The sequence below is a fragment of the Candidatus Vallotiella sp. (ex Adelges kitamiensis) genome (assembly GCF_020342435.1).
Lineage (GTDB): Bacteria > Pseudomonadota > Gammaproteobacteria > Burkholderiales > Burkholderiaceae > Mycetohabitans.
Window position 1 is genome coordinate 220616 of sequence record NZ_CP080504.1, and the last position, 26146, is coordinate 246761.

Here is a 26146-nt window from a genome sequence, read left to right on the forward strand (position 1 = left end):
CCGATGAAGCGGACGCACGGATAGCGCCGCTCTCTCGTGTCAAGCGAAGTAGGGAACTCTTTATTATTCTTATGACAGTAGAACTTTCCTCCTCAATTCCTTTTGTTAACCGTGATACGGTGATTCCTGTGTCTGCTTTGAACCACGCGATCGGTAATATACTAGGGCGTACGTTTTCGCTTACCTGGATCTCAGGCGAAGTCTCAAACTTTACGCGAGCAGCTAGCGGCCATTGGTATTTCTCTATTAAAGACGATTATGCACAGATACGTTGTGTAATGTTCCGCGGACGCGCTCAATATGTACAGCTGATACCTCGCGAAGGAGATCAGATTGAAGTTCGTGCCATAATCGCGATCTACGAGCCACGAGGCGAGTTACAACTAAATGTCGAATCGGTTCGACACACTGGGCAGGGTCAGCTATACGAAGCTTTTCTGAAACTGAAAACTCAGCTTGAGTCGGAAGGTCTATTCACCGATGAGGGGAAACGTGCGCTACCGTCGCACCCACGGACTATTGGAATTGTCACGTCGCCGCAGGCGGCATCGCTACACGACGTATTAATTACGCTTAAACGGCGTGCGCCTCATGTGCCGATCATCATCTACCCAACACAGGTACAAGGCGCTGAGGCGTCTTCGTGTATCGCGGAAATAATTAGCATAGCTAACCGCCGCTCTGAAGTTGATGTGCTAATCTTGTGCCGCGGTGGAGGTTCGATTGAGGATTTATGGGCTTTTAATGACGAATCGCTCGCGCGGGCAATTTCTTCTAGTGCATTACCGATCGTGTCTGGAGTCGGGCACGAAACCGATTTCACAATTGCAGACTTCGCGGCTGATATCCGTGCGCCAACGCCGACAGCAGCGGCGGAGCTAGTTAGTGCACAACGTACTACATTGCTGCATGAATTAGTTAATCGACACGCGGCTCTGGTGCGCGAGTTCGGGCGAATGATGGAGCGCCGCGCTCAATACTTAGACTCACTTGTATACCGTCTCGTGAGTCCTGCTGAGAGGATTGCTAGGCAGCTTCAGCACCTGAGGCAAGTATCTCTGCGCTTATGTTTAGCTGGAGCACGGCCAGCGCGCGATGCTCGCGCGCGACTAACAATGATTCTATTGCGATGGCAGTTCGGTCGTCCAGATATAGACCGAGCATCCGAACGTATACAGTGGCTTAAGCAGAGCTTAAGCGTCGCACTGCGCAGGCAGAATGATCGTCGAAGTGCGCAAGTATATGAACTGGCCGCTCGTACCGAGTTACTCAGTCCGCGACGCACTCTAGAGCGGGGTTATGCAGCGTTAATTGATCTACATAGTGGCTCGGCGGTGCGCACGCCGAACGCGCTTAAGCCAGGTCAACGAGTGACAGTGTATCTTGCGCAGGGTAGTCTCGATCTTAGTGTCACGCACATGCAGCTTCGTCTGAATGATGAATTCTAGAGTGATACGTGGGTAATATAATTAGAAGATCAGCAGCATACAAGCATCGTTTTTTTGCATCGACGTCAATATTAGTGTTAATTACTTGCAATTAACACTCGTTTATAGATACAAGAAAAGAAATACTGCATATAAAAAGACAATGATTTGTGAGATTATTCGAGCTCATCTAAACCGATAATTAGTAGAAACATATCTATTCATAATCTCTTACCAAGGAAATTTTCACTATGGCACAACATACGCTACCTCCCCTGCCGTTCCAAAAGAACGCTCTGACTCCGCATATCTCAGAGGAGACGCTAGAATTTCACTATGGCAAACACCATCGGGCCTATGTGACGAACCTTAACAATCTGATCCCGGGTACAGAGTTTGAAAGCCTGTCCTTAGAAGAAATTGTTCAGAAATCAACGGGCAGTATTTTTAATAATGCAGCGCAAGTTTGGAACCATACATTCTTCTGGAATAGTCTTTCTCCGCAGGGTGGTGGAGCGCCGATTGGAAAGCTTGGTAACGCTATTAACGCGCAGTGGGGTTCATATGATGCATTTAAAAAAGCTTTCACAAAGATAGCAGTCAGTACGTTTGGATCCGGATGGACCTGGCTTGTAAAGAAGCTTGATTGCTCGCTTGACATTATCTCAACTAGTAATGCTGCTACACCGTTGACGGATAATATAACACCGTTACTGACACTAGATGTCTGGGAACATGCGTATTACATTGACTATCGTAATGCGCGCCCGAAGTTTATCGAGGTATTCTGGGAAGTTGTTAATTGGAATTTTGCTACCAAGAACTTTAGCGTGTGACGCTCTCTTATAATATTGCCGCCCAGGGGTGCTATCAACGTCGCTCTTACAAAGCTATACACCATCCTAGTCGATACTAAGATATATAAATTATTAAGAGTAGAAGCATATCTTTATTTTTGATAGTACTGGAGTATATATCGAGCAGCATTTAGAGAAAAAATAGGGTACTAAACGGTTTGGTTAATTTGGTTTTTTAAGTGTAAATAAACCAGACACTGGCAAGCAATATTTAGAAGAGACTAACCTAAAAAACCCCGCCAGAAGCGGGTAAGTGCTATTTTGTTGCGTTGGGCACGACAGTACGCACCCCAACTAAACGCTAGGCCGAGCTAGTCTGCGTAGTCATAGGTCTGCGTCCATAAAAAGCTAGGGTTGAACTTGTTTCAGCGATAGTTTGTTATAGGCGGGAGAGCTTAGCTATAAATAGCTTATAGGCTGGGGAACATTAGACGCAGCTCACCGTTATAAGTAAGCAACAGTAGTCTCTTTCTATCTTTATTATATTCTCCCAAGAAAGATTAGGCATTGTCGATTTATATCAACAGGGTTACGTAGACATTGAATTTATCCTGATGAAAATAGAGAAATGCGAGCGCATAGTATTAAATCTAGTTTTATGTTGTATATAAGTTGTAGCTGTCTGTGTGCTGAAGTAACTCTTCGATTTAGAGGGAGGGGCCGTGAATCTTTAGTGAAGCCACCGTAAGCCATCCTAGCCTAGGAGTCAACGCAGGGATAGGTATGTTAATGCGTAGTACACTTTAGTCTGCACATATTATAAGAGTCGAACATGCTATATCAGCATATCAAGGTTCCAGCTGGTGAGAAAATTATCGTTAATCAAGACTTCTCACTTAACGTCCCAGATCAACTAGTAATTCCGTACATTGAAGGCGATGGTATTGGTTTTGATATTACGCCAGTAATGATTCAGGTAGTCGATGCAGCGGTTAAGAAAGCTTATAGCAAACGGAAAAAGATCTCCTGGATGGAAGTCTTCGCTGGTGAAAAAGCAACTAAGGTCTACGGACCTGATATATGGTTACCGGAAGAAACACTGCAGATCCTAAGAGAGTATGTCGTCTCGATCAAGGGGCCATTAACTACGCCGGTTAGCGGCGGCATCCGCTCTCTAAACGTAGCGCTGCGTCAGAAATTAGATTTATATGTGTGCCTGCGTCCAGTGCGGTACTTTCGGGGCGCGCCTTCACCAGTATGTGAACCCGAAAAAATTAATATGGTAATTTTTCGGGAGAACTCAGAAGATATCTATGCAGGTATAGAATGGGCTGGAGAGTCCGAGCAGGCGAAGAAAGTGATCCAATTTCTTCGTGAGGAAATGGGTGTCCAGAAGATCCGTTTTCCAGAAACATCAGGGATTGGCATCAAGCCAGTGTCGCGAGAAGGCACGGAGAGACTGGTGCGCAAGGCTATTCAATATGTACTAGACAATAATCGAAAGTCGCTTACGTTTGTACATAAAGGCAATATCATGAAGTTTACTGAGGGCGCGTTCCGAAATTATGGCTATGCGCTTGCTAAAAAGGAGTTCGGCGCGGTGCTCATTGGAGATGGTCCATGGATGAAGATCAAAAACCTAAAGAGTGGTTCTGAGATCCAGATTAAAGATGTAATCGCTGATGCGTTTCTACAGCAGATACTACTACGTCCATCCGAATACGATGTAATCGCAACACTGAATTTGAACGGAGATTATATCTCGGATGCATTAGCAGCGCAGGTCGGGGGTATTGGTAGTGCGCCAGGCGCGAACCTATCAGATTCGATCGCGATGTTTGAGGCGACTCACGGGACAGCCCCGAAATATGCTAGAAAGAACTACGTGAATCCGAGTTCAGAAATCTTGTCAGCCGAAATGATGCTGCGCCATCTAGGTTGGATCGATGCGGCTGACATAATTATTTCCGCGATGGAAAAATCGATCATACAAAAGCGCGTTACATATGACTTCGCGCGTTTAATGAAAGGTGCGATGCAGGTCTCATGCTCTGGTTTCGGGCAGGTATTAATTGAAAATATGTAACGAAACTTTGAACGAACCAGCGTTTCATATTAAGGCGTAGTGCGCCTATATTATAGGCGATATGTTTTATATTTTATCAGGCCGGGTACAGTGCTATCGGTTGTTTGTAGCGCTAATTATTAGCATTAGCTTTTATGTGAAAAATCAGCATTATTAGTATTTATATCAATAAAACCTCGATACCTAGCCAGACTAGACGTAAAACACGTATACTCGCAGTAACGCAAGCGCTAGACCAGCGTGCGCATGCTACTCGCTTAGCTACGATTCATGTATGCAATTCAGCTATAACCTGATTATTTATAGCTTGCATTGAGGTGGTCTGTTCTTAAATCAGACCTAGGTTTTCTCAATATTTTCTGTCGTGCAATAGATGATTATACAGGCAGTGCTATATGTATTAAAAATCGGTTTCCGAAGCGGGGCTGAACTATCAAAACAGCTTTAAAAATTTTTTTCAGTTTTGTATATATTGAAAATTGCAGATAATCTGAGGCGTCTTATGTAACTAAATAGAACTACAGTGCGCTATTATCGCATCATTATTTACTTAATTCCTTCAAGAGAGACCCACCTCAGATATATAAGATTACAAGCTAGACGCAATGTTCCGCTTGATATGTAACCTGCTCTTTAGGGCGGGTTACATATCAAGGAAAGTAGTTGTCACCGACATTGTATTGATATTGAGAAGATAGTCGAGTCTATAAGATTAGATGACCTTATTATAGGCCGGACGAGCTGAGAGGCGTAGAACTGCCTAGTACGCGCCGGGCAATCTCATCGACCAAGGTACGTGCGAGTGATTGTTTGTCAGCCCGAGGTAAAGGTGTGGAACCGTCTGCGTCGAATAGTACGACTTCATTTCCATCCTTTCCAAATGTTTTTGGTCCTAGGTTACCGATAAGCAGTGGAACGTTTTTGCGCCGCCTCTTCGCTTCACCGTTCATCCTAAGCTCACTACTTTCCGCCGCGAAACCAACACAGTAGGGGGGCGCAGGCAATGCAGCAACACTGGCAAGAATATCCGGGTTCTCGATAAAGTACATCGGTGGTGGAAGTTGACCAGCAGTTTTCTTTATTTTATGCTCAGATACCTGGACAGCACGCCAATCAGCAACCGCAGCAACAGAGATAAAAATATCGGTATCATAAACGGACTCCATGACCGCGTCATACATTTGCTGTGCTGTCTGTACATTCTCTCGGCTAGTGCCCCATGGAGTCTTGAAAAGAGTAACCAAGCCAGAAATAAGATGTACCCGTGCACCAGCTTGAGCTGCGGCACGGGCTAGCGCGAATCCCATTTTTCCGCTAGAACGATTAGTAATACCTCGGACCGGATCAATAGGCTCGAAAGTAGAGCCCGCTGTGATTAATACCCGTTGCCCTGCAAGTTTCTTCGGCTGAAAAAGAGCGATAATTTCTTCATACACTGTTTCGGGTTCAATCATACGGCCATTTCCGATCTCACCACATGCTTGCAGGCCAGTATCTGGGCCAAGCACCATAATACCGTCTGCATGCAATTGAGCGATATTGCGTTGTGTTACTGAGTTTTGCCACATTTGGCTATTCATTGCTGGCACGACTAACAATGGACAGTCGCGAGCTATGACTAGTGTAGATAATAGATCGTTGCATAGCCCATGGGCTAGCTTAGCGATGAAGTCAGCTGATGCGGGCGCGATTACGATCGCATCCACGCGGCGAGACAAATCAATATGTAGCATGTTGCTATCTATTCGCGTGTCGCATAGTCTAATATAGACTGGATTGCCAGAGAGTGCCTGCATTGTAGCCGGCGTAATGAATTGCGTAGCGGCTTCTGTCATTGTTACTTGAACCGTGACGCCAGCTTGCGTTAGTAAGCGTGTAAGTTCAGCTGACTTGTAGCAAGCGATGCTGCCTGTTAGTCCAAGCAACAGCTGTTTGCCCGCAAGATTCATATTTTTCCTCCCACTATTGCGTATGCCCAAGCTTGAATTGTCTTTCAGTCTGAGTTTTCAAGGCGCAGCATGCACGCGCCTTAGTTCATCAAGCACCAGTAGTACAGCACCATTCGTGATGCTACTGTCGGCAATATTGAATACAGGCCAATGCCAATTTCGAATATGAAAATCAATAAAATCAATTACATAGCCGTATATTATCCGGTCAATAACATTGCCAAGAGCACCACCTAGAATTAGGGCTAGGGCTGTGCAAAACAGTTTGTGTTCACTATGCTTCTTAAGCAAGTAGGTGATTGCTATCACAGAGACAGTGCTTAATGCAGTGAATACCCAGCGTTGCCATCCACCAGCTGTCGACAGAAAACTGAACGCTCCACCATTGTTGTAGATCAGTAGAAGATTAAAGCATGACGTAATAGGATACGGGTTACCGTACGCGAATAGGTGCGACATCACAATTTTAGATGATTGATCAATCAGAACTGCAATAAGCGATATGATTAGATATGGCGTAAGCGTTGTCAGGCATGTATATTTTCGAGATAAAGTTCTCATCATTTATGACATACTCCGGTGTTCTCCCTCTCCAAATAAGTTCGCCATGCAACGTTCACACAGGGTTGGATGTTCAGTGTTTTTTCCTACTTCCTCACAGTAATGCCAGCAGCGCTCACACTTTAGATGCCGGGACATAAGCACGTTGATTGCCTCATCAGCTTCGCTATTAACCCTATTTAGACGTGCCGCAGATGTTATTAAAACGAATTTCAAGTCACTACCAAGGCTTGAGAGGATGTTATAGCGTGCGCCATGCGCATGAATCTCGACTTCAGCCTGCAGTGACGAGCCAATTAGGCCGGCCTGCCGCGCGGTTTCAAGTTCTTTAATGACATTATTTCGAGATTGACGGATAAGCGCCCATTTATTTAATAATGCTGTGCTATCTACTAGCGTAGGATAAATATAGTACGTTTCAGTAAAGATTGTTGTGTGTCCCGGCTGGAAAATTTTCCATGCTTCCTCTGCAGTGAACGACAGAAAAGGTGCGATTAGCCTTAGTAACCCATGCGTAATATGGTATAGCGCCGACTGTGCGCTTCGGCGCGCATGCGAGTTAACTGCTGATGTATATAACCGATCTTTGAGTATATCAAGATAGAAGCTGCCGAGGTCTTCTGAGCAAAAAGTCTGTAATTTAGTCACCACTTGGTGAAGCTCGTACGTGTTATAGTAATCAATTACTTCTTCTTGCAGTACTGAGGCTTGTGCAAGTATATAACGGTCAATTTCAAGCCAGTTCTCAGACAGTACCACATGTCGGTTTGAGTCAAAATCTGATAAATTTGCCAGCAAGAATCTTAATGTGTTTCGAATTCGGCGATAGCTTTCAAGCACACGCTTTAGAATTTCATCAGAGATTGATAGTTCCCTAAAATAGTCGGTTGATGCTACCCAAAGACGAATAATTTCGGCACCAAGTTTATTAGAAACTTCTTGTGGCGTAATGACATTACCAACAGATTTTGACATCTTCCGACCTTGCCGGTCGACTGTAAAGCCGTGCGTCAACAAAGCCTTGTAGGGGGGACGGCCATCAAGCATCGAACTAGTAAGTAGAGACGAATGAAACCACCCACGATGCTGATCTGAACCCTCAAGGTATAAATCAGCAGGCCACTGCAGCTGTTCAGCGTGCGAGCCTCGTAACACATGCCAGTGCGTCGTTCCGGAGTCGAACCACACATCTAGCGTGTCACAATTTTTTGCATACAGATCAGCATCATCGCCAAGCAACTCTCGCGCATCGAGTGATTGCCATGCCTCAATACCATGTTGCTCAACAAGTTGTGCAATTTGTTCAAGTAATTCCAGCGTGCGAGGATGTAACTGACCAGTCTTTTTATGGATAAAGAAAGCTATTGGTACTCCCCATTGGCGTTGTCGCGATAGCGTCCAGTCGGGTCGATGTGTGATCATATTATGTAGTCGCTGCTTACCCCAAGCTGGATAGAACTCTGTCGACTCGATACCATTAAGCGCAGTTTCGCGCAGAGTCTTACCCCCACTAATAGGCGTCAGGTCCATTCCAGCAAACCATTGCGTCGTGGCGCGATAGATAATCGGCGTCTTATGCCGCCAGCAGTGCATATAGCTATGAGCGTAATAGTTTGTATGGACTAAAGAACCGGAATGGCGTAGGGCGTCAACGATTTTTAGGTTCGCATCCCAAATTGACAGGCCACCGAATAATGGTAATGATTCATTATAGTGGCCATCGCCCATTACCGGGCCTAGAATAGATGCATCATCAATGCCATATGCTTTACACGACTCGAAATCCTCGATGCCATAGGCTGGCGATAAATGTACGACACCGGTACCAGAATTAATAGTTACATGGTCGCTAAAATAGACTGGTGCTGTACGCTTATATCCCGGGTGAAGATTGGCAAGGGGATGATAAAAGCAGATATCACCTAGTACAGCACCCGGTGCCGACGCGAGCACGGTGCCATCCAAGCCATATGTGGTTAGGCAGAGTTCAACGCGGTTAGAAGCAAGGATTAAAAATCCGCGGCATGTATCTACAAGGCTGTATGATAGCTTTGGGTTCACACTCAGCGCTTGATTCGCTGGAATAGTCCACGGCGTAGTTGTCCAGATCACGATTGCGCCATCAGCGTCCCGCAATGATGGCATACCAAACGCCTCGGCGATTTTCGTCGATTCGAAAAATGGAAATGCGACGTCCACTGCGATATCGACGCGGTCCTTATATTCGACTTCTGCCTCTGCCAGTGCCGAACCGCAGTCAAAGCACCAATTTACCGGTTTTAGACCGCAGAAAACGTAGCCTTTCTTGAAGATACTTGCGAACGCCCGGATTTCGTTCGCCTCGTTCTTAAAGTTCATAGTGTAATAGGGATTGTCCCAATTGCCGATCAATCCAAGCCGTAGAAAATCGGCTTTTTGGCACTGAATCTGCTCAATAGCGTACTGTCTAGCGTTACGTTGCATCTGATCAACTGGTAGTAACTTGCTAAAGCGCTTCTCAATCTGGATTTCAATTGGCATACCATGACAATCCCATCCAGGTACATAATCTGCGTCAAAGCCAGCCATATTACGCGCCTTGACAATTATATCTTTCAGAATTTTATTGACTGCGTGTCCGATATGAATATCGCCGTTTGCATAGGGTGGGCCATCATGTAGTACGAATTTCGGTCGTCCTCGGCTAGCCTCTCGAATGGCCTCGTAGACCTTATTTTGTTGCCATTCTCGGACCCATTGCGGTTCGCGCCTAGGCAGATCCCCGCGCATTGGGAATGACGTCTTGAGTAGGTTAATGGGGTACTTAGAAGGCTGATTAGAATTGGTTTTCATATCACTTATGTGTGAGATAGTAGAAGGTTGGCTGTCACTAATTACTTGTGCCGACTGCACTAGCAAGGTTCGGCATATTACAAGGCACTAAGCACATAGCGTTATGTCAAATAAGATTTCTTGATAATTTACTTGCGCAGCAACCCGGCTTCATCCAATTCGTTTTTACGGACATATAAAAATCTCTGTCCAGGCTGTAAGTCTCTACAGAAGTTCAGACTAAGTGATAGGTTCGGCTACCGCTAAAGCGCTATGCTCTATGAAGTATTTTCGGGCGTGGGCGACATCGCATGTTATTGCCTGAACAAGCCTCTCTAAGTCCACGAACTTTTGTTCGTCACGCAATTTCTCTAGAAATTCGACTCGCACCAGTTTCCCATATGCATCACCATGCCAGTCTAGTAAGTGTATTTCTAACAGTAAGCGCCCAAAATCAGCTACGCTCGGGCGCCAGCCTAGACTGGCCACGCCAGGTAATGGATCTGCCTCAATACCACGAACTTGAACAATAAAGATACCGGACAGTGCGGGACGCTTATTCAAAATTGGTAGATTTAGCGTTGGAAAGCCTAAGTCGCGCCCCACTTTCATTCCATGCACGACGTGGCCGCTAATTACAATTGCTCTACCAAGGGTAGCGCGAGCCGCAGCGAGGTCCCCCGTAAGAAGCGAAGCACGCACGCCAGAGCTTGAAATACGCATCCCGGATGGGCCTGACACGGTAGGCATCTGCTCAACCTCAAAACCATACTGTATGCCAGCTGACTTTAGCGATAGGAAGTCACCAGCGCGCCTTGCTCCGTACCGGAAGTCATCGCCAATCATTATCCAGCGAGCGCGCAATCCGTTAACAATGATGTGCTCGACGAATGCCTCCGCTGACTGACTGGCGAATTTACAATTAAAATGTTCAACTACAACCTGATCCACACCATTGCATCGCAATGCCTCAAGCTTATCGCGCAAGATTGCGATACGCGGTGGCGCGGTAGCCGGATTGAAAAACTCGCGGGGGTGCGATTCGAATGTCATCACACAGACCGGGAGTGCGCGAGCTCTAGCAGCTGTACAAACGCGCGCCAACAACGCTTGGTGGCCGCGATGTACACCGTCAAAGTTGCCGATTGTCAGCGCACAAGGTGCGCAATGATCAGAATTTGGAAGACCCCTAAAGACTTTCACGATAATTAGCCAGATCGGGCCCCTGCAGCGTTTAATGGGCGCGCTAATGAACTGCGCGAGCACGATGCCGTAAAGCCTATGATTATAAACACTCAAACTTGATTTCAGCTGGAATCAGATAGACGATGTAAGTAATCGGAGAAGCCTAATGGTAAAATTCTAAGATGAAAAAACTCGTCATTCTGATTTCTGGACGCGGTTCTAACATGGAAGCGATTGTACGTGCATGCGCTGTACAACGCTGGCCAGCACGCGTTGCTGCAGTTGTATCTAACCGCCCCGACGCCGCAGGCCTAACTTTTGCCGCCGCACACGCTGTGGTCACATCAGTCGTCGATCATACGCAGTTTAATAAGCGCGATGAATTTGATGCCGCGCTGATGCGGGTAGTGGACATGTATGAGCCAGATCTAGTTATTCTAGCTGGATTCATGCGCGTGCTAACGCCAGCGTTTATTAAGCACTATGCGGCACGTATAATGAATGTGCATCCATCATTGCTACCAAGCTTTACGGGCTTACATACGCATCAGCGTGCATTGGATGCGGGAGTTGTGGTGCATGGCGCTACGGTCCACTTTGTGACCACTGAATTAGACTATGGCCCGATTATTGCGCAGGGTGTAGTGCCAGTCCTCGTGGGCGATACTAATATTGTACTTTCTAAGCGGGTGCTACAGCTAGAGCATAAACTCTATCCACGCGCAGTGCGGTGGTTTGTTGAGGATCGGTTGCGTATGTATGATAACCGAGTCGAGCTGGAGGTCACTGAGACACGGTTTTTATTTTGTCTGGACGTTGTATGAGGCTGCATAGATTTTTGATTGGACAGACCGAAGTGCTATTAAGTGATGTACTAAAGTTTGATAATCTAGCTAAGGTAATTACGAGTAAGTTTTTTTACGCACATCCAAAGTTAGGTCGGGTTGACCGTAGTCTAATTAGCGAGGCTATATTTGCAGTTCTGCGTCGTAAGATGGAATACGAGTATTTAGCCGAAAGAGGGAGTGGCACTTTAGCACGGCGTTTAGCGCTGCTTGGCCTAATGCAGGTTGCCGGTCTAAATGCGTTACGCTTACATGTATCACAGCAGGAATTGATATGGCTCAACTATGTGTCGAAAATTGATCCGACAAGCCTTCCAACTCGGGTGCGAACAAACTTACCACTATGGATTGAGTCTATAGTAAGGCAGCGTTTAGCAACTATTGTTGCTAAACCAAATGCAGTGGAACAAGAACTGTTACAGCTTACCTCATCGTTAAACCATCCAGCGCCGTTAGATCTACGCGTGAATTCAATTCGCGCTCATCGAAATGAGGTTCTCACTGCTCTAACACGGTCTTATGTGAGGGCAGAACCAACGCCTTATGCCCCGCTAGGAATCCGCGTGCTTGGTAAGCCCGCAGTTCATATGATGCCAGCTTTTCAGCAAGGGTGGTTTGAGGTACAGGATGAGGGTAGTCAGCTATTGTGCGAACTTGTTGCGCCTCAGCATGGCGAGATGGTCGTAGATTTTTGCGCCGGGGTTGGCAATAAAACGCTCGCGTTAGGCGCGATGATGCGTTCATCTGGAAGATTGTACGCGTTTGATGTATCGGAAAAACGATTAGACCAGATCAAATGTAAAATCGCACGTAGTGGTTTATCAAACGTACACCTAGTAGCTATTGATAGTGAGCATGATATAAAAATTAAGAGATTGGCGGGTAAAATAGATCGTGCGCTGGTCAATGCGCCGTGTAGTGGTCTAGGTACACTACGCCGAAATCCGGATCTTAAGTGGAGGCAAACGCCGCAAGTAGTTTCCGAGTTAGCGGTAAAGCAGATATCAATTCTCGCCTCCGCTGCGCAACTGCTCAGGCTAGGCGGGCGGCTTGTCTACGCGACGTGCAGCTTTCTGGGCGATGAGAATGAGAGCATTGTTGAACAATTTATTGCCGCCGATCCAAAGTTTAAACGTATAGCGGTAAGCCAAGTGCTAGTCGACCAAAAGATTGCGCTTAATACTGGTGACAATCTCACTCTCTGGCCTCACCAACATGGCACCGACGGTTTCTTCGCAGCAGTAATGCAACGGGTTTTCTGACATGCGAGACCGAGTACTGCCTCACTTATTCAGCGACTTAATACGAGACCTTGGCCAGCCAGCGATTCTTTGGCAAATTGCTGCGCTCATTGGCGCAATAGTGATGGCATGTGGGCTCGCGGGTTATATCCGAAAGAGGCTCGATGCGTACTGCCTCGCGCGTAACGCAGCAGTACGATTCGGCGCAGATGGGTTGAACAAAGCGTTATTTCCATTTCTCGGCTGGTTGATTGTTGGCGGCACGGGGCTTGCGCTGGGTCAGGTTATGAAAACGTCATTACTAGACCTAGCCCGTGTGCCGCTGTTTGGTATTGCGTTGATTTATGTAGCCTTATACTTAATGCGTCGCGTGTTTTCTCATGATGGGCACTTGCACGGACTAGCATACCTCATCGAGAAGATCGTAACCGTTCTAGTATGGGTGGCTATGGCGTTGACTGTAATGGGCATCGAGGATGACGTACTACACTGGATGTCCAGTATAGAGTTTCGCATAGCTACTGTACACTTGAGCCTGCTATCGTTGTGTAGCGGCCTACTATGGGTCATGATCACGTTAATCGTAGCGTTGTGGGCTGGCCGCTCTCTAGAGGAGAGGTTGCTACGAGCCAGCTTACTTGATGCGAACTTACAGGTCGTATTGTCCCGCATCGGTCGTGTATCGTTAATCCTATCTGCGGTGCTTGTAAGTCTATCAATCGTTGGAATCGATATTACTGTACTTGGCGTATTCGGGGGTGCGCTTGGTGTCGGACTAGGTTTTGGATTGCAGAAAATTGCAAGCAACTACGTGTCTGGGTTCATTATTCTTTTAGATCGCTCGCTACGGCTCGGTGATGCAATCTGTGTAGGTGGTTTGCAAGGCCGGGTCACGCAGATTCGCACTCGCTATACAGTAGTTCGTGGACTAGATGGCGTTGAGACCCTCGTGCCGAATGAGAAGCTAATTACCGACATTGTACAAAACCAGTCATCTTTCCTGACGCGTGGCCTGACTAAACTGTCAGTCCAAGTAGAGTATAGTGCTGACGTCCAGCTTGCAATGCGCGTGCTTGTACAGGCGACGCAAGGTGTAGATCGTGTGTTGCAGGATCCGGCTCCCTGCCCCTATTTTTCCGGGTTTGGTGCTAATGGAATTAACTTAGAGCTTGGATTCTGGATCGCCGAAGCAGCACTCGGTAACGCTTCAGTACGATCGGCTGTTAACTACAACATCTGGATAGGTTTCGCCGCGAACGGTATTCGTATTCCATCTACACAACATGAGGTGCGAATCCTGAATCCTTCCATAATTGAACCGATGCTCGCTACCACGGCTAGAGCCGAAAAACTAGCTTAACTTTTTGTTGAGATATATTAGTTAATGTATTACTGAGAACGTTATAATTATGCGCTAGATAATATAAAAATATTTTTATAACATGCGCTTCTTTGTAATAAGATGCAGTTTTCAACTAGACTACAGCTTACTGCTATAGTACGTCACATCTATTGTGAAGTTGTGAAGGCTAGGCTGTTTTTCGAAATGTATTTTCTGGGTATAATTTGTGAATTCCGCGCTTAACTTTGTTGCTCATGGCCTGCTAAACTGGTCTTGGTGTCAGATTATGCTTTATACGCTCGTGATGACGCATATCACGATTGTTGGTGTTACCGTCTATCTACATCGGCACCAAGCTCATCGCGCGCTGGACTTGCATCCAATTGCAAGCCATTTCTTCCGATTGTGGCTGTGGCTAACCACCGGTATGATTACTGGTCAGTGGACGGCTATCCATCGTAAGCATCATGCAAAATGTGAGACTGATGAAGATCCGCATAGTCCCCAGACACGCGGAATATGGAAGGTACTGCTTGAGGGCGCTGAACTATACCGGGCTGAGGCAAAGAACCAACATACTTTAAAAAAGTATGGGCAGGGTACTCCATCTGATTGGCTCGAGCGTTATATTTATGCGAGGTATGCGTTACTTGGTGTGACAATTATGGCGTTAATCGACCTAGCACTATTTGGAATTATCGGAATTTCGGTATGGTCTATTCAAATGTTATGGATTCCATTCTGGGCCGCTGGTATGGTAAATGGTTTAGGTCATTTCTGGGGTTACCGTAATTTTAATTGTATAGATGCAAGCACAAATCTATTTCCATGGGGCGTTTTGATTGGCGGCGAAGAATTACATAATAATCATCACACCTACGCGACATCAGCTAAGCTCTCAAATAAGTGGTATGAGTTTGATATTGGCTGGATGTATATCCAAATTATGTCTGTATTCCGACTTGCGAAAGTCAAGAGAACTGCGCCAACGCTAACTCTATTAACGCGTAAATCTGTACCAGACTTAGATACATTACAGGCCGTACTTGCTAACCGTTACGAGGTAATGGCACGGTATGCAAAGACAGTTAAGCGAGCGTATCGACAGGAGATAGCACAATTAAAGGAATTAAATATATACGAGAAGTACACGCTAATTAAAGCCGCACATAAATGGATTCATAAAGATGAGTCAGGTCTAGATAAACCACAAAAACAGAAATTAATACAGATTTTTTCTAGTAGCCAAAGTCTGAAAACTTACTATCAATTGCATACAGAACTTATGCAGATATGGGATCGATCACATGCATCACGTGAGCAGTTACTATCACTCTTACAGAGCTGGTGCTATCACGCTGAACAAAGCGGCATTCAAGCATTTCGAGAGTTCGCATATCACCTGCGTCGTTATGCATAAAGACAGAAGCCTAAGTAATCTTAGGCATTAGCATGTATACTTATATTAAGTAGTAAAAAATTGTTGAATTTATGTTCAAATAAGGTAATTAAAGTCTAATTAAAATTAGACACTCTAATTACTGGACGTTGAATCTATATTTGTATAGATAGATTTTATCTAATTAAGATGAGAGAAACGTTTAGTGTATTAGTGCATAGCAGTCTAACTGTAAAAGTTGTACGCAGCTTACGTGTAGATAAAATAATTAGATGACTTATTTTTTAAATAACGTGTATATAGTTTAAGTCTAAACAGCTATTTATTACGACGGCGATCAGATAATCAGACGCTAGGATTTAACATCTAAGTGACGACCCCGTCGTTATATTACTTAATCTTTGTTTCCTTGTATTCTCCGTGCTTACGCGCCAGTGGGTCAAATTTCATGATTGCCATTTTTTCGGGCATCGTGCGTTTGTTCTTTGTTGTAGTGTAGAAGTGACCTGTTCCGAGTGTTGATTCTAGCTTGATTTTATCGCGACCACTTTTAGACATATTACAACTCCTTTCCCTTAAGCTTTTCTAATAACGTAAAGATTCTAGTACAGTGTCAATACCATTCTTATCGATGAGGCGCAAGCCAGCATTAGAAACACGCAGCCGCACCCACTGATTTTTGCTTTCTACCCAAAGCCGACGGCTTTGTAAGTTTGGAAGGAAACGGCGCTTAGTTTTATTGTTTGCGTGAGAAACATTGTTGCCGACCATAGGCAACTTCTTGGTGACTTGACATTTACGTGTCATTAAAGCATTCCTAGTATGCATCAAAATTCAGATGATCTGAAAGGAGCGATTTAAAAAGGTTTTTAGTGTAACAGAAAAACATTGTAGATTACTTATTAAACAATCTAATTAGCACGGCGATCTTAGTCTTTATCACGCTAACCTACTTCACTTAAATATAGTAGATTAGGCATTTGGTAATAAGTGGAGGATATCTTATCCTAAATGCAGAATATGTAATTAAAAGTGTTTAAAGCATAGGCTTATAAAGGCCTTATAAAGGCAGTTGTTAATTGTGTAGCACAGATTATTTGGTAGATTTTGATATCCCACGTATTTGTTAGTGCAATCTCTTCTAACGATTGATTATCCAAATTTTTCAAATTCAGATACTAAATGTCTAAATTAGCCTTATTTTTAGATAAGAAGCATAACTCTGTTCGGAGCCCTAACGCGCATAGGTAATTTCTAATTTAGAACTATCAGGTACAGTCTGATTAACTAGTTCCAAGAGAATTTAGTTGTTAACGCTAGAAATAAATTCTAGCTTTAGCGGCTGAGTGTACTTTGACTATCAGCATGTTTAGATTGGTATATATCGGCACGGCGGTCACATTATTAGTTTTGCAGTGTATTGATGAAGATTAATTATAATCACTCGTCAGTATGCATTAGTTTAAAACTACATATACATATATTAATGCCTCTGAGGTTAAGCCCACTTCTTATGTACGTGATAGGATTGGCTAGAATGAATATCATCAACACATGCATGACAGGTCTAGGATGCTATTCCAGAACATAGAATAGAGTATAGAATTTTTTTAGGGTATCCTCTCCTATATAAAATTAGATACCACCTAACTATGTAGTACTAAATCAAGTACGCGGCTTGTCTAATGCAAAACTAGTGAAGAAAGTTCTTTTTGGTTAAGCTATATGAAAAATATCGATGTTAGATGAAGACTTCTCCCTTGGAGGTCTAGTTTTAGCTCTTGATATTTCAACTATGAGTTTCTGCAGGAAGAAACGCTATGAATACAATAATAAAATATCCAATCGAAGTATTGCTAGCACAACCTCGTGGATTCTGCGCGGGAGTGGATCGAGCAATCGAGATTGTTGAGCGTGCATTAACGCTGTTCGGTTCACAGATTTATGTACATCATGAGATTGTACATAACGTCTATGTTGTGGATAAATTACGTCGTAAAGGCGCGGTCTTTGTTGAATCACTTGACGATGTCCCAAGCGGTGCAACGCTAATATTTAGCGCCCATGGGGTATCAAAAACAGTACGTACTAGAGCATTTAATAGAGGATTGCGAGTTTTCGACGCTACCTGTCCACTAGTTACTAAAGTACATATGGAGGTGGCCAGGCTTCATGCCAAGGGTTTTGAGATCGTGATGATCGGCCATCGCGGCCACCCAGAGGTTCAAGGTACAATGGGACAAGCTAGTGCAGGTATGCATCTAGTTGAGACTGCGGCAGATATTGCTGCATTAAATATTATTAATCCAGATCAACTTGGATACGTAACACAGACTACATTATCTATTGATGATGTAATAGAGGTGATTAGTGCTCTAAAGGCTCGTTTTCCTGCCATTCGCGAGCCTAAAAAGCAAGATATCTGCTACGCAACCCAGAATCGTCAAGATGCAGTAAAATTTATGACGCCGCAGTGCGATGTTGTAATCGTCGTTGGAAGTCCAAATAGTTCCAACTCGAATCGCCTATGTGAGATGGCTAGAAAACGTGGCGTGACAGCCTATATGGTAGATGCGCCAGAGCAAATTAATCCAGCCTGGCTAACTGATAAACAACGTATTGGGGTAACAGCGGGTGCTTCGGCGCCTGAGGCTCTTGCACAGGCTGTCGTCGAACGACTGTACCAATTAGGCGCTTGCTATATTCGAGCACTAGATGGTGTACGAGAAAACGTTTCTTTCCCATTGCCTAAAGAATTAGTAAGACTAAGCTAGCAGCGCCGTGTTTTTAGATTTAAACGATGCTTTGTATTTTATGCGACTAATTAGTGAGTTGCTGTTATATGTATCACCTTGATCACTAGCCTTCGAAACAAGCAATTTCGTCACGACAAGCAACGCAGCAGCTTATGTTTAGCCTAGTATCGCTGAGTTGATAGCTGAACAGTATACCGGTACGGCCGCACCCACTTTACACTTCGTCGATGATTAATGGTATATCATGTTCTCGCGTGAGAGCTTGTAATTTCTGCATAAACTCGAACGATGTGGAAATAACGCTAGCCTCACCTTGAATCGGCTTAAGTCGGTTAAAATCCTCTTGACGGAGCTAATATTGTTGAATATGGCTTTTAGAAAGCTAATCGTCTGCGGATGCGTATAGAGTGTCCGGCCAGGTTTACCGCTAGCCGGCATCATTTCTAGTGTACGGCCGTGAAAGCTGTGATTAAACATAATAATTTTATATGCGCCGCTCTTGAACTTACGACTCTATTTACGTGCGAGCTTAATCGTGCTCTCGTTTGCATCAGCTCCGCTGTTAGCGAAAAACACTTTATGAAAGCAACTATTTTCTGTAAGCAACTCCGCCAGCCGTCTCATCGGTTTATTATAGAACGTCGGACCAAGATTAATTAATAGTTATGCTTGTCGATTAAGCGCGTCAATTACTGCAGTATTGCAGTGCCCGAACGCATTGACTACCGAACTCTAGATGAAATCTAAATAGCGCTTTCCATAGTTGTTATATAACTATAATCCCGCGCTCCACGTGAAAACAATAGCGGGACGATTAGTTGTATACATCACAGACTGAAATAAGTAATCCTGAGAGTTTATAAAAAATTATTAATAATACTGATTATTACAATAAATTATTACTCGGGATCTGCAAAAAGTTATAGGAATCTCTAGCTTTATAAGTTATGTGATAGTATTTTAGCGCGAAATAAGAGGTGATCACTGATCGCAAATTATTCCGAAGAATACGCGCTGTGAAGATCGGGTGCAAACTTGAAGTTACGATGTACTTATTTAACAGTGTCGCGAAATATAGATATTTCGACATAAGAGTCAATCAAAACTGGTTCCCAAATCTGCTACACTTCGAATGAATCTATATAGAACTTATCAACCGGCAAACCGTGACGTATAGTAAAATCGTGTCTCTTAACCTCATCTATTACTGGCACCTTAGATATTACATACCTAATACTTAAACAAGTCTATCGATCCCCGAGCGATGTAGGAAACCTATACGTCTTCTATAACTATTAGCTAGATCAGGTTCAAAGGTCAACATCTATGTTGACTCTGTCGTCTGCTCCAGCACGGTATCATAGGGCGATTTTCGCCTTTAAAATATTATTCAATAATCGCTTTAGTAGGGCTTCTGTTCTAGAAGCAAGCAGTACAATTAGCTTATTTAATTCTCACGTAGACAGAACGCCGCACAGCGGGGCTCTCGAAGCGAGAGAATGTCATATTCTTTTATAACACTAAAACATAGTCTGTAAGTAAGATACACCCGGTATCGGTATATCCTTAATATACACCTTGAGCGGTCCCTTATAGTCTTCTAGCGCGCTTGCTATTGAATGGCTTCAGCGCTTGCCATCGTTAAGGACGAGTCTGATATACTAACCCGCTAAATATTACAGTCTTTTATTTTTAAGTAGTTGCAGCTGGAGCGCTATTGCGTCGTGTTCTACGCGCTAGTCTTTGTATTATAATCGCCAACCTTACTTATCTAGATCGATTGTGTAGTAATGATGAATAACAGCACCATGCCACCGGTTTTCTATCTTTTGATAGAACCGATAATGAATGTTAACACTGATCAACACGGCTATTTACTAATCGATCTTTATTGAACCACATACATCTTTCTTGCGGCCGTATGAAAGATTGATATCCTGACACAATGCGGTAGATAAAAGTAATTTGCTAGCTTTTACTTAGATTTGCTTTTGCTCTGTCTGAGCATTACTCTAAATGTTATATCTCAATTATAGCCACTCATGGAGCTTTGTTTATGTTGGTCGACACGCTGTATTAATAACCGAGTGCAGATTTCCCATACATTATTTATATGTTTACGCTTTTATATTGTGCATTATATTCTTGATAATAGACTGACGATATGCTGAAAACACTATTTCAGTGTTTAAACTAAATTTTTCTGATTAGCTACGCTAGCTTAAACAAGATTAACTGCGGTTCAATTATTTAAGTTTAGCTTACTTGGGTTCGCGAGAAATAAGATTGCCCAAAAATTCTGGGGCGTTTCATCACGCGCAATTTAAGGAGTGCTTTTCTTGAAAAAGAGGAGATGAGAAATACATCAATAAGTATTCGCTAAGCGTGATGAACACAATCGTGCAGCTATCGCCGCTAAGCATAGCGATATTTCTAGGAGAGTGCTTGTCAAAGTTTTTATTTATCAATGTAAGATATACTTGGGAAGTATGCCTCTTATAATGATCCGTACGTCTAGGCTTATGAATACATGGATAACGCAGTTTGTTGCTGCGGAGATTCTCTATGCTTCTTGCTGGCACCGTTTATAATATAGATCGTTCTATGATTTTGACTCACTAATGCTTCGGCTCGAGTACTTTAGATAGCATAAATGTTTTAACAGATTTGCACTAAAGCCCATTAGGATAATTTGATTGGCAGGCCAGAGACTCGAACCTAATAATTCTACAGAACAGGATAAGCCCTGAGGGCTATACAACTAGCGTATGCTCCGCATATAAATAATCGTCTACTGTATTAAAATAGAGCTTAGATTATCGAGGCATAATCGTCAATTATGATTGCACCTCGAATTATTAGCATTTCGAGTTTTTACTAAGATCTGAGGCCCGATAAAAAGAGTGCTATGCCCTAGATACCCCAACAATACGCTCGTTATACCAAAATTAGTGTGGACTACGCTTTGTATTATATGACAATGTACTAGTACGTCCCAGTCTGGGACTATCATATATTAACTGAACAATTAAGTAACACTTGTATTCTAAACACGGCGGGCATCAGTACTCTACTATGTAGACATATAACAGTGCTTTGTTCCCGTACATCGGTGAGAACTAGTTCGATTTTTCTGATGCAGACATTTCTAACGTTTGTTGCTGTCCTGCTTCTGGTTATTCTGAATGGTTTTTTTGTTGCTTCAGAGTTCTCGCTAGTTAAGCTCCGTGGCACACGGATCGCGGCTATTTCGCACCAATATGGCTGGCGGGGGCGTGTATTATCACGTGTGCACGCTAACTTAGAGACTTACCTATCAGCCTGCCAACTCGGTATTACCTTGGCGTCCTTAGGCCTAGGCTGGTTAGGAGAGCCAGCGTTTGCTCATTTACTAGCCCTTTTGTTTGGCATGCTGCACATCTTGCCACCGCTTGCAGATGCAATCGCGCTAGCGTTAGCGTTCTTAATTATTTCATTTCTACATATTGTTGCGGGTGAGCTTGCGCCGAAATCGCTTGCCATCCGGATGCCAGAACGAGCTGGCCTGCTAACTGCTATTCCTCTGTATCTATTCTACTGGATTATGTATCCAGCTATTGCACTACTAAATGATAGTTCGAACCGTATGCTCGCGTGGTTTGGACTACTAGAGGATGGCGGGCAGGCTGAAGCTCCGTATGGTCGCGACGAATTAAAATTAATTGTACGTGCAAGTCGATGCCACCGGCAATTTTCAAACGACGAACTAAGTACGCTATCTCACTCACTAGAGTTTAGCGAACTAACCGCATCGGACTTAATGCGACCACTTCGTGAGGCAATAAGCCTCAATGTGAGTCTATCATTTGATGAAAATTTGGCGTTGGCAGCAAATAGCCGATATAGTCGGTATCCGCTATTTGATGAAAGCGGAGATAAAGTACTTGGTATGATTGATGTGAAAGATTTACTATTCTGTCGTCTTGGAGGACATATAACTAATAATCTGCGCAAACTCGCCCGTCCTTTACTTGAAGCATTACCAGAGATGCCTGCGCCTGAACTATTGCGTCGCTTTCGTTCGGGTTCGCCTCACTTTGCGGTAATTGGACGTCCTGGGCTGAAGCCAGTTGGTTTTGTTACATTACCAGATCTGCTCGCAGCGCTAGTTGGCCAAATCCAAGATGATACCCGCGCGACTGACGTTGAATGGCAGCGGCAGCTAGATGGTAGCGTGATCGGTCGTGGCAGCCTATCGATTGTTTCGCTTGAGCACTTACTGGGTATAGATTTTGGTGAGCAATCGTCCGAGTCGGTTGGGGGTATGATCTTAGATAAGCTAGGCGAACTGCCCCAGCAAGGGCAGAGTGTAGATTTTGGGCCATGTTTAATCACCGTAAACGAACGAGTCGGTCCGAGAATTGTGACAGTCAAGGTCTGGTTAAAAATACCGTAAGCCGCAACAGCTTAGAAGCATTGTTTTCTTGTTTGCATAAGCTTACTAATGTCTATACCGTTATATAGCAACTAGCGTAGCCTCAAAATACTCTATAGGAATAGTCTTTATACAGCAATATCGCATATCAAATAAGGATATTAATTTTTCTAGCACTATGATCTATTATCCATTGGTGCCCGGAGCCGGGATCGAACCGGCATGCCTTTCGGCGGGGGATTTTCTTCCCACCTCGGCTTTCGCCGCCGCCCTACCGAGAGTGGGCGTTCGTGGTCTGGAGCACGCCTTTACCTTAGCTTTTCAGCTTTAGGTACCCGCCGTCTGCTCTCTACACCTTCTAAGATACTTTTAATATCTTAGCTTGGATCGGCATTAGCTCGAACTTTTATTCAGGGCTTTTACCGAGTTTGACGGGCTTCACCCCCAGGATTTCTCCCGAAGGGCTCAAATTTTTTGAGTCCCCTGCGTCTACCAATTTCACCATCCGGGCTTACCTTATATCTTATGAGAGATACGTTCTCTATGTAAAGTGTTTAGGCAGCTCACGGGTGCGATTATACTCAATATGATACGATAAGTATTTAACATAAATTCTAGCATCAATGCAGATAAGAACTAGTCTACAATGGCTATCTTTATGCTAAATAACACCATAATATTTTGTATATAGTTTTCTATGTATTTAGTCAAGTGACTAATCAAGTTTATCATGAACTAGTCTATAAGCAGTTTCTAAATAAAAGTAGTATTTATTCCGAGAATACGAATGACTCTATATTTTGCGGCTATGCTAACTGACAATATCTGCATTAAAAATTCGAGCTTATACGTGTCCTACCCACAAATAATTCATCTTGAAGATGATATTGAAATAACAACACTCTTTTAGTCGGTTACATATGGAACCAACATGAGTATATTATTGAGATAGCAAGCATGTAAATGTCAGTGTTGATTGACCCGGTGCAGCGCAAATAATCCTAATATAAGGTAGATTACGCTAGGTGTTACAGCCGTTAAAGGCGCCGGCCATGCGTTGAGCGTACCGATGTGCGAGAATAGGGTGTTAAATAGCTGGAAGCTCATACCAAGCATGATACCGCCAAACATCTTTACGCCAACAACGCTAGCGCGCGTATGCAAATAGGCAAAAGGGAGTGATAGCACTAGCATTATTAGTACTGCAAACGGATAAAATAACTTTCTCCATAGTACGATCATATATCGCTGTGCATTTTGATGGTTATCACGTAAATGTTGAACATACGAAAATAAGTATGTTATTGACATTCGCTCTGGCGAGATAAGTAGTACAGACAGAATCTGTGGTGTCAGATCAGATCGCATCTGATACACCGGCCTTGATATTTTTACCGACTTATATACGGGATTAAGAGGGTCCTGACTTGTCGTAGCAGTAGGTACCAGCTCATGTAGCTGTACTTCGGTTACGCCCTTAAGCAGCCACTGGCCCGGTCGAACATAAAGTCCACTATCAGCTGTACGTACGTTAGCAAGACGAAATTTTGAATCAAACTCATAGATTCGCACATTCGCAATAGTTTCATCTGGTTTTAGCTCTCCTACGTTAATAAAACGAGTGACTTGTGCGATAGTACCATTATATAACAACGTATCTTTAGCCCACACACCTGATTGAAAATTGCTCGATATTGAGGATCCTAGTGCCTCCAGTCGCATATGTTCAGATAATTGGTTAGCATAAGGGCCGACAACTTCACCTACAATAAAAGTCAATACAACAATTGGCCAACTAATTTTTATCAGCGAACTCAGTGCGCAATATACAGATAATCCGGAGACGCGAAAAATCGTAAACTCAGAAGTAGCTGCCATCTGAGAAAATACATAGATCGAGCTAATAAGCGTAGCGACAGGAATAGTCTCATAGAATCGAGATGGTATTTGCAGTATCACGCGAAAAACCGCATAGAGAAACTTATAGTTTCCGTGGCCGATGGAGTTTAGTTCGTTAATTAGATCAAAGAAAAAAAATAACCCTGAAAACGCGAATAGGATAAAAGAAAGTGTCAGATAGACCTGCTTAGCGATATACTTCTCGTAAAGGCTCATTAGTTAGCCTCTAGACCTGATTCGAAGAAGTAAGTGCCATAGCGGTAAACGGTTTCGTACGCGCAACCAAAATGCGAAAATAACAATAGCTAACATGATCAAGTGCAGCCCTAGTAGCCCAGGCACAAACGAAATTACACCTTGTTCGACCCAGGCTTGTACTAGATTCATCAGGTTTGAATACGTCAGATAGATAAGTACCGCCAGCACTAGATTAATCGTATAGCCATGCCTCGGGTTCTGATACGCAAGTGGAATTGCTAGCAGCATCAGGTTTATCGCAGTTAACGGTAGACTAGCGCGCCATACAAACTCAGCTAGATTAGTATTATTCTGCTCACTTAGCAGTGTAGTCGTGGGTAGACTGGTAGTCATCGGCCTATTAACTAGTTGTTCGCTTTGTATTTTTATACCATAGTAAGAGAATTCCATTATTCGGAAATCGATCTGCCCTAAGTTGCCATCATAGCGGCGTCCATTCTTCAACACGACGAAGCGGTCGCCGTTTGGGTGTGTCTCCATATAACCAATCTTAGATACAAGAACATTGACCCTTCCGTTTTCTGTACTCGTCACGAATATATTCTCGATACGCTTTTGATCAGGGCTCGCTTTTTCAATAAAAAATACCCGATGCTTCGAAGCAGATTCACGAAACTGACCCGGGGCCAGTAATGATATCTCGTCGCGCTGTTGGAAGCGTTCTCGAATCAGCTTACTTTGCGCATTTGCCCACGGCCAACCAACAAATGCAAAAAAAGAAATGAGCGCGACAATCGGTATAGAAAACGTCAAAATTGGCTTAATCAGGCGGGTCAGACTGACGCCGCATGAAAACCAAACAAGCATCTCAGAGTCGCGGTACCAGCGCGTGAGCACGAATAGAATCGATGCAAATAAGGATGCAATTAGCATTACCGCGACATAGCTAATCATCGTCAAGCTAATTAGAACGATAACATCACTAGGATCAATTTCGCCTAAGGCGGCAAAGCCAACGATACGAATCATCATCGTTGTCAGGACGAGAGTAAGCAGCACAAAAAAAACCGTAGCGCCTGTATAAGCGAGTTCGCGCTGCAAAGAGCGTTCAAGAATCATCTCGATTATATAGTTGTGTTGCGCTTACTGGATTAACTGCGGATTGTCCCTTGATTAATAGCTCTTTCACGATAGGGACATGGATGATATACGTAGACCAACATATCAAGGTGGAAC

Annotated in this window: 18 protein-coding genes; 9 read left to right on the forward strand and 9 right to left on the reverse strand. The window is 43.9% G+C overall.

The window, feature by feature from the left end:
- Nucleotides 1-71 precede the first annotated feature (71 nt).
- From xseA to icd, 3 genes are all read left to right on the forward strand, one after another.
- Nucleotides 72-1448 carry an exodeoxyribonuclease VII large subunit gene (gene xseA, locus K0T93_RS00915; RefSeq protein WP_225721541.1) on the forward strand — a complete coding sequence of 459 codons (1377 nt, stop codon included), beginning with the start codon at nucleotides 72-74 and terminating at the stop codon, nucleotides 1446-1448.
- Between the two features lie 230 nt (nucleotides 1449-1678).
- Entirely contained in the window at nucleotides 1679-2263 is a 585-nt protein-coding gene (locus K0T93_RS00920; protein WP_225721542.1) for a superoxide dismutase, read from the forward strand.
- 793 nt (nucleotides 2264-3056) lie between these two features.
- Complete coding sequence (gene icd, locus K0T93_RS00925; protein WP_225721543.1) at nucleotides 3057-4310, forward strand: NADP-dependent isocitrate dehydrogenase; 1254 nt, start codon at nucleotides 3057-3059, stop codon at nucleotides 4308-4310.
- Nucleotides 4311-5035: 725 nt separating this feature from the next.
- Here icd and coaBC read toward each other — a convergent pair.
- From coaBC to K0T93_RS00945, 4 genes are all read right to left on the reverse strand, one after another.
- Nucleotides 5036-6259: a bifunctional phosphopantothenoylcysteine decarboxylase/phosphopantothenate--cysteine ligase CoaBC gene (gene coaBC, locus K0T93_RS00930; RefSeq protein ID WP_225721544.1), complete on the reverse strand. Its 1224-nt coding sequence runs from the start codon at nucleotides 6257-6259 to the stop codon at nucleotides 5036-5038.
- Nucleotides 6260-6316: 57 nt separating this feature from the next.
- The gene (lspA, locus tag K0T93_RS00935) at nucleotides 6317-6823 is read right to left on the reverse strand and encodes a signal peptidase II (protein WP_225721545.1); all 507 of its coding nucleotides are present in this window, start codon (nucleotides 6821-6823) and stop codon (nucleotides 6317-6319) included.
- Nucleotides 6824-9661: an isoleucine--tRNA ligase gene (ileS, locus tag K0T93_RS00940; protein ID WP_225721747.1), complete on the reverse strand. Its 2838-nt coding sequence runs from the start codon at nucleotides 9659-9661 to the stop codon at nucleotides 6824-6826.
- 210 nt (nucleotides 9662-9871) lie between these two features.
- A complete protein-coding gene (locus K0T93_RS00945; RefSeq protein ID WP_225721546.1) occupies nucleotides 9872-10834 on the reverse strand; it encodes a bifunctional riboflavin kinase/FAD synthetase in 963 nt (320 codons plus the stop codon).
- Between the two features lie 164 nt (nucleotides 10835-10998).
- Here K0T93_RS00945 and purN point away from each other — a divergent pair, with 164 nt between their 5' ends.
- The 4 genes from purN to K0T93_RS00965 all read left to right on the forward strand — a co-directional run bounded on the left by purN (nucleotide 10999) and on the right by K0T93_RS00965 (nucleotide 15664).
- Complete coding sequence (purN, locus tag K0T93_RS00950) at nucleotides 10999-11640, forward strand: phosphoribosylglycinamide formyltransferase (RefSeq protein WP_225721547.1); 642 nt, start codon at nucleotides 10999-11001, stop codon at nucleotides 11638-11640.
- Nucleotides 11637-12923, forward strand: a complete 1287-nt coding sequence (locus K0T93_RS00955) for an RsmB/NOP family class I SAM-dependent RNA methyltransferase (protein ID WP_225721548.1) — start codon at nucleotides 11637-11639, stop codon at nucleotides 12921-12923. The genes purN and K0T93_RS00955 overlap by 4 nt, the downstream gene beginning before the upstream one ends.
- Before the next feature lies 1 nt (nucleotide 12924).
- Complete coding sequence (locus K0T93_RS00960) at nucleotides 12925-14262, forward strand: mechanosensitive ion channel family protein (RefSeq protein WP_225721549.1); 1338 nt, start codon at nucleotides 12925-12927, stop codon at nucleotides 14260-14262.
- Between the two features lie 208 nt (nucleotides 14263-14470).
- Nucleotides 14471-15664, forward strand: coding sequence for a DesA family fatty acid desaturase (locus tag K0T93_RS00965; protein WP_445082795.1), 1194 nt, complete (start codon nucleotides 14471-14473; stop codon nucleotides 15662-15664).
- Nucleotides 15665-16033: 369 nt separating this feature from the next.
- Here K0T93_RS00965 and rpmG read toward each other — a convergent pair whose 3' ends face one another.
- Both rpmG and rpmB read right to left on the reverse strand, forming a co-directional pair.
- On the reverse strand, nucleotides 16034-16201 hold the full coding sequence (rpmG, locus tag K0T93_RS00970) for a 50S ribosomal protein L33 (protein ID WP_225721550.1): 168 nt from the start codon (nucleotides 16199-16201) through the stop codon (nucleotides 16034-16036).
- 27 nt (nucleotides 16202-16228) lie between these two features.
- Nucleotides 16229-16450 carry a 50S ribosomal protein L28 gene (gene rpmB, locus K0T93_RS00975; RefSeq protein WP_225721551.1) on the reverse strand — a complete coding sequence of 74 codons (222 nt, stop codon included), beginning with the start codon at nucleotides 16448-16450 and terminating at the stop codon, nucleotides 16229-16231.
- A 1013-nt stretch (nucleotides 16451-17463) separates the two neighbouring features.
- Here rpmB and ispH point away from each other — a divergent pair.
- On the forward strand, nucleotides 17464-18417 hold the full coding sequence (ispH, locus tag K0T93_RS00980) for a 4-hydroxy-3-methylbut-2-enyl diphosphate reductase (protein ID WP_225721552.1): 954 nt from the start codon (nucleotides 17464-17466) through the stop codon (nucleotides 18415-18417).
- Nucleotides 18418-18613: 196 nt separating this feature from the next.
- On the opposite strand, the gene K0T93_RS04500 is transcribed toward ispH, so the two are convergent.
- Complete coding sequence (locus K0T93_RS04500) at nucleotides 18614-18676, reverse strand: hypothetical protein (protein WP_445082801.1); 63 nt, start codon at nucleotides 18674-18676, stop codon at nucleotides 18614-18616.
- Between the two features lie 2859 nt (nucleotides 18677-21535).
- Between K0T93_RS04500 and K0T93_RS00990 the strand changes: the two genes are divergently transcribed.
- The gene (locus tag K0T93_RS00990) at nucleotides 21536-22834 is read left to right on the forward strand and encodes a hemolysin family protein (RefSeq protein WP_225721750.1); all 1299 of its coding nucleotides are present in this window, start codon (nucleotides 21536-21538) and stop codon (nucleotides 22832-22834) included.
- A 945-nt stretch (nucleotides 22835-23779) separates the two neighbouring features.
- Here the strand turns inward: K0T93_RS00990 and lptG are convergent.
- Both lptG and lptF read right to left on the reverse strand, forming a co-directional pair.
- A complete protein-coding gene (lptG, locus tag K0T93_RS00995; protein WP_225721553.1) occupies nucleotides 23780-24928 on the reverse strand; it encodes an LPS export ABC transporter permease LptG in 1149 nt (382 codons plus the stop codon).
- A gap of 3 nt (nucleotides 24929-24931) precedes the next feature.
- Entirely contained in the window at nucleotides 24932-26029 is a 1098-nt protein-coding gene (lptF, locus tag K0T93_RS01000; protein ID WP_225721554.1) for an LPS export ABC transporter permease LptF, read from the reverse strand.
- Between the last annotated feature and the right edge of the window lie 117 nt (nucleotides 26030-26146).